This window comes from Dietzia sp. B44 (assembly GCF_014145245.1).
Lineage (GTDB): Bacteria > Actinomycetota > Actinomycetes > Mycobacteriales > Mycobacteriaceae > Dietzia > Dietzia natronolimnaea.
In genome coordinates this window covers 1-5,042 of record NZ_JAALEF010000164.1, presented here as the reverse complement: position 1 = coordinate 5,042, position 5,042 = coordinate 1, and the positions used below count along the sequence as shown (strand labels likewise).

General features: G+C 68.4%; 6 protein-coding genes. 4 read left to right on the top strand and 2 right to left on the bottom strand.

Features of this window, described 5'->3' with window-relative positions; genetic code table 11:
- The coding region (locus G6017_RS06400) for a glycosyltransferase family 2 protein (RefSeq protein WP_182616517.1) at window positions 1-560 on the top strand (560 nt) is incomplete at its 5' end.
- On the top strand, window positions 557-1,156 hold the full coding sequence (locus G6017_RS06395; RefSeq protein WP_179524264.1) for a maleylpyruvate isomerase family mycothiol-dependent enzyme: 600 nt from the start codon (window positions 557-559) through the stop codon (window positions 1,154-1,156). The genes G6017_RS06400 and G6017_RS06395, both read left to right, overlap by 4 nt.
- A gap of 16 nt (window positions 1,157-1,172) precedes the next feature.
- Here the strand turns inward: G6017_RS06395 and G6017_RS06390 are convergent, their stop codons facing one another.
- Together G6017_RS06390 and G6017_RS06385 are read right to left on the bottom strand one after the other, a co-directional pair.
- A complete protein-coding gene (locus G6017_RS06390) occupies window positions 1,173-1,367 on the bottom strand; it encodes a ferredoxin (protein ID WP_095717092.1) in 195 nt (64 codons plus the stop codon).
- A gap of 53 nt (window positions 1,368-1,420) precedes the next feature.
- A complete protein-coding gene (locus tag G6017_RS06385; RefSeq protein WP_182616515.1) occupies window positions 1,421-2,935 on the bottom strand; it encodes a fatty acid desaturase in 1,515 nt (504 codons plus the stop codon).
- A gap of 203 nt (window positions 2,936-3,138) precedes the next feature.
- Here G6017_RS06385 and G6017_RS06380 point away from each other — a divergent pair, with 203 nt between their 5' ends.
- Together G6017_RS06380 and G6017_RS06375 are read left to right on the top strand one after the other, a co-directional pair.
- Window positions 3,139-3,612: a DUF4442 domain-containing protein gene (locus G6017_RS06380; protein ID WP_182609977.1), complete on the top strand. Its 474-nt coding sequence runs from the start codon at window positions 3,139-3,141 to the stop codon at window positions 3,610-3,612.
- Window positions 3,613-3,680: 68 nt separating this feature from the next.
- On the top strand, window positions 3,681-4,880 hold the full coding sequence (locus G6017_RS06375) for a TerC/Alx family metal homeostasis membrane protein (protein ID WP_182616513.1): 1,200 nt from the start codon (window positions 3,681-3,683) through the stop codon (window positions 4,878-4,880).
- Window positions 4,881-5,042 lie beyond the last annotated feature (162 nt).

The following is a 5,042-nucleotide window of genomic DNA, read 5'->3' as shown; positions in this document are numbered from 1 at the left end:
CGTTCCCGCTGCGCCGCGGCGTGGTGTGGCGACGCTGGCGCAGCGAGTTGTTCGCCGACGGCGAGGGCGGCGACCGCGGTGCCGGTGACCCTGGTGCCGCCGGCCCCTCCCGGACCGACACCGACCTGCTGCCCGGCATCGCCTCCCTGTTCAACGGGGCGCTGTTCACCGCGGACTGCCTGGACCGTGTGGGCGTCCCGGACCTGCGGCTGTTCATCCGCGGTGACGAGGTGGAGATGCACCGGCGGCTGGTGCGGTCCCGTCTGCCCTTCGGCACATGCCTGACCACGGCGTACCTGCACCCGCAGGGTTCCGACGAGTTCAAGCCGATCCTCGGCGGGCGCATGCACACCCAGTTCCCCGACGACCCGGTCAAGCGGCACTTCACCTACCGCAACCGCGGCTACGTGCTCACCCAGCCCGGCAACCGGCGCCTCATCCCGCAGGAGATCCTGCGCTTCGGCTGGTACTTCCTGGTCACCAGACGAGACCCGGCCGGCCTGCGCGAGTGGCTGCGTCTGCAGCGGTTGGGCGCGGGCGAGCGGTTCGACAAGCCATGACCGACTGGATCGCCCTGCAGTCCCGGGCCGCCGACCTGTACGACCGGGTCCTGCCGATGGTCACCGACTGGGACGCCGCCACCCCGTGCAGCGAGTGGACCGCCCGTGAGGTGCTGGCCCACGTCGTGGACGAGCAGATGTGGGTCCCGGGACTGTTGGCCGGAGGGACGGTCGACGAGGTGGCCGGGGACCTCGAGGAACCGCTCCGTCGGCTCACCGGGGCCAGCGGCCCCGACCTCGTGGCCTTCTGGCACACCCTGCGCGCGCCGGTGGCCGCCGCGTGGCGGGGAACCCCCACCGACGACGAGGTCCACCTCTCCTACGGTCGGGCGCCGATGGTGCACTATCTCGCGCAGCAGACCTTCGATCTGGCCGTCCACGCCTGGGACCTGTCGGTCTCCCAGGGGGTCGACCTGCCGTGGGGCGACGAACTCGAACGCGCCGTCCTCGACTTCGTCCGGACCGATCTCGCCGACGACCCGGCCCCCGAGCTGTTCTCCGCTCCGCTACCGGGCTTCGACGGAGAAGGGGTCCCGACCCGGCACGCCGCTCTCGCGCGTACCGGTCGGGACCCCTCCGCCTGGCCGGCGGCCTAGAGCTCTGGCCGACGGCCTACCCGGCCTCGCGGAGCGCCGCCATCGGGCACTTCTCGATGGCCTTGCGAGCCCTCTTCTGGAGTTCCTCGGGGACCTCCTCCACGAGCAGGCGCACCACCTCGTCGTCGTCGCCCAGGGCGAAGACCTTCGGGGCGAGGCCGACGCACACCGCCTGCCCCTCGCACCGGTCCGGGTCGATCGCGATCTTCATGGGAAACCTCCTGGTTGGAACACTGGGTACACGGGTGTCACGGCCTGGCGGTATCAGCTCACCGGCACGAAGTCGACCTTGTCCCGGACGCCACAGTCCGGGCACTGCCAGTCGTCGGGGATCGCCGACCACGGCGTGCCGGGGGCGAAGCCCTCCCGCGGCTCACCCAGCGACTCGACGTAGTGGTGGCCACAGTTGGGGCAGGCATAGGTGCCGATCGGCGAGACGGCGCCGCGGACGGCGTCCACGTCGGGCTCGGGATCCAGGACGGCGGTCGCGGTGGTGGCAGAAGCGGTGGCGGCCGGGGCGGAGGACCGGCTGGTCGCGGTGCTCGCGCCGGTGGCCGACGGGTCGCCGTAGCGGGCGAGGATCCGCTCCCGCTTGGACGGCTGGATGTTGGCCCTGGTGACGTCGCCGTCGTAGTGGTCGAGCACCCGGTGGTCCATGATCCGGCGCCAGATCGGCGGGAAGTAGGCCACCACGATGAGCGCGGCGTACCCGGCGGGGAGCTGCGGGGCGTCGTCGGTGGTGCGCAGGACCTGGTAGCGGCGCATCGGGTTGGCGTGGTGGTCCGAGTGGCGCTGCAGGTGGTAGAGGAAGATGTTGGTGACCAGGTGGTCGGAGTTCCACGAGTGCTCGGGCCGGCAGCGCTGGTAACGACCGCTGTCGAGCTTTTTGCGGCGCAGCCCGTAGTGCTCGAGGTAGTTGACGACCTCCAGCAGACTGAACCCGTACACCGCCTGCAGGATCAGCCAGGGAAGGACCTCGAGTCCGAAGACGGCGGTGAGGCCGCCGAACAGGACCAGCGTCATGAGCCAGGCGTTGATGTTGTCGTTACGCAGGGTCCACGGTGACTTGCCGAGGCGCTCGAGGCGGTTCTTCTCCAGCTCCCAGGCGGAGATGAGGGAGCCGATGACGCTGCGCGGGAGGAAGGCCCAGAACGACTCACCGAGCCGCGAGCTGGCCGGGTCCTCCGGGGTGGCGACGCGGGCGTGGTGCCCACGATTGTGCTCGATGTAGAAGTGCCCGTAGGCCGTGGTGGCGAGCGCGATCTTGGACAGCCACTTCTCGGAGTTCTGGATCTTGTGTCCGAGTTCGTGGGCGGTGTTGATGCCGATGCCCCCCGCGATGCCCACGGCCCAGGCGACGCCGATCTTGGCCACCAGCCCCAGCCCGCCCTCGTGGCCGAAGAACGACAGGTCGTCGGCGGTCCACAGGTAGCAGGCGAAGATCAGGGCGGCGTACTGCACCGGGAGGTACAGGTAGGTGCACCACCGGTAGAAGGGGTCGGCCTCCAGGCGTTCGATGACCTCCTCCGGCGGGTTCCGACCATCCACCCCGACGACCATGTCGAGCAGAGGGATGAAGACGAACACGACGAAGGGGGCGACGAACCACGCCACGACGGCGGCGGTGCCCCACCCGGCGTGGGAGAACCACGAGAACAAGCCGAGAGAGATGAACAGGGCGCCGGCGGGGATGAGCCCGAGCAGCCACAGGTATCGCTTGCCGTCAGTCCAGGGGTACGGCTGCGCCGCGGTCTCCCCTGCCTGGAGGTCGGTGTGCATCACAAGTCTCCCTTGATCGAGCCCGGCGGCGTGTGTCGCACGCCACCTAGTGGGTCAAATCTAGACAAACGTGAGCCGTTTGTCTAGGCAGGGGCCGGCTTTTTGTCCAAGCGCCGTCTCCGGCAGACCTCCCCGACAGGTCATCCCGTGCGTCCGCTCAAACCCAGGCCGTAACTGACTCGCGGGTAAGTTAGGATCGGCGCGTGCCCAAGACCATGCTGCACCGCTACACCTCCAGCCCCCGGGCGTTCACCCTGCTGGGCTCGCTGTACCCGCCGCTGCTCGGTTCGGGGATCCGCATCCGGCACATCGCCCCGGACTGGAGCCGCGGGGAGCTGAGCATGCACGTCGCACCCTGGACCGCCAACACCAACGGCACCGCGTTCGGAGGTGCATTGTTCGCCGCGACCGACGTCCTCTACGGGGCGTTGCTGTCCGGGCAACTCGGTGGCGGCTACCAGGTGTGGACCAAGAGCGCGACGATCGACTTCCGGGCCCCCGGTCGGGGCCGACTGCGGTGCGTGGTGGACGTCCCCGGCCCCGAGGCGGACGCCATCCGGGAGCGACTGAACGACCACCCGAGCACCAGCGTCGTCCACACCGCGGTGGTGAGCGACAGCCGCGGCACGACGGTCGTGGAGGCGCAGCACACGATGTTCATCAGGCGGAAGAGCTGACCGGGGGCAAACCGGCCCGAGGCGCGTAGGATTATCCGGTCCCCGGCCCTCCTCGGAAAGGACTCCCGTTGGGAGCCACCCCGCTCGCCTGGTCGCTGTCCGTCGGCCTGATCGTCGCACTGCTGCTGTTCGACTACTTCTTTCACGTGCGCAAGGAACACATCCCGACGCTCAGGGAGTCGGCCATCTGGTCCGCGACGTACGTGGGCATCGCGATAGCCTTCGGCTTCCTCGTGTGGATCTTCGGTGGAAACCAGATGGGCGTGGAGTACTTCGCCGGGTACATCACCGAGAAGGCGCTCTCGGTCGACAACCTGTTCGTGTTCCTGCTCCTGTTGACCAGTTTCAAGGTCCCGCGGGCCGGGCAGCAGAAGGCACTCCTGTTCGGCATCGTGTTCTCGATCATCGCCCGGACCGGGTTCATCTTCGTCGGAGCCGCCCTGCTCAACGCGTTCAGCGCGCTGTTCTACGTGTTCGGGCTGTTCCTCATCGTCACCGCGGGCCGTCTCCTGGCCGAGGACGACGAGGACGACGACGCGGACAACTTCGTGGTGCGTCTGGCCAAGAAGTTCATCCCGGCGACCGATCACTACGACCACGACAAGCTGTTCACCATCGAGAACGGCAAGAAGGTCATGACGCCGATGATGATCGTCATGGTGGCGATCGGCGGCACCGACATCATGTTCGCGTTGGACTCCATCCCCGCGATCTTCGGCCTCACCCAGAACGTCTTCATCGTCTTCACCGCCACCACTTTCTCGCTACTCGGCCTGCGCCAGCTGTACTTCCTGCTGGACGGCCTTCTCGACCGCCTCGTCTACCTCAAGTACGGCCTCGCGGCGATCCTGGGCTTCATCGGCGTCAAGCTGATCCTCCACGCCCTGCACGAGAACAACCTGCCGTTCATCAACCAGGGCGAGCACGTCAGCGTGGTGGAGGTACCCACCTACCTGTCGCTGGGCGTCATCATCACCGTCCTCGTGGTGACCGTCGTGGCCTCGCTGGTGAGCACGGCAGGGAAGGCGCTCACCGTGCTCGGCAACCTCAAGCGGCACTCGCACGAGTACCTGAACAAAAACTTCACCGACGACCCCGTCGAGCGCGCCAAGCTGTGGGCCAAGATCCTCCAGAACGAGGACAAGCTCAAGTCGATCGACCGCAAGTACTTCGGCTCCGAGGGCGACGTCTGGGAGCTCGAACAGCTGCTCCGCAGAGTGTGGGACGATCACGCCCGCTACGAGCGCGCCACCGACTACACCCGCTGACCGGCGACTACGCGCTCCGGCCGGCCCACATCCCGAGCGGGTCAGCGACCGGCTCCCCGAGGAGCGGTGGGAGCAGCAGAGTCCCCGGCCACAGTGACCGCAGCGCCGGGAGCACGCCGCCCGCACCCGGGTCACAGGCCCGACCGCGCGGCGGCAGGCCGG

Coding starts and splice junctions, on each gene's coding strand:
- G6017_RS06390 (WP_095717092.1), bottom strand. CDS start 1,367: ATGAAGATCGCGATCGACCCGGACCGGTGCGAGGGGCAGGCGGTGTGC.
- G6017_RS06385 (WP_182616515.1), bottom strand. CDS start 2,935: ATGCACACCGACCTCCAGGCAGGGGAGACCGCGGCGCAGCCGTACCCC.
- G6017_RS06395 (WP_179524264.1), top strand. CDS start 557: ATGACCGACTGGATCGCCCTGCAGTCCCGGGCCGCCGACCTGTACGAC.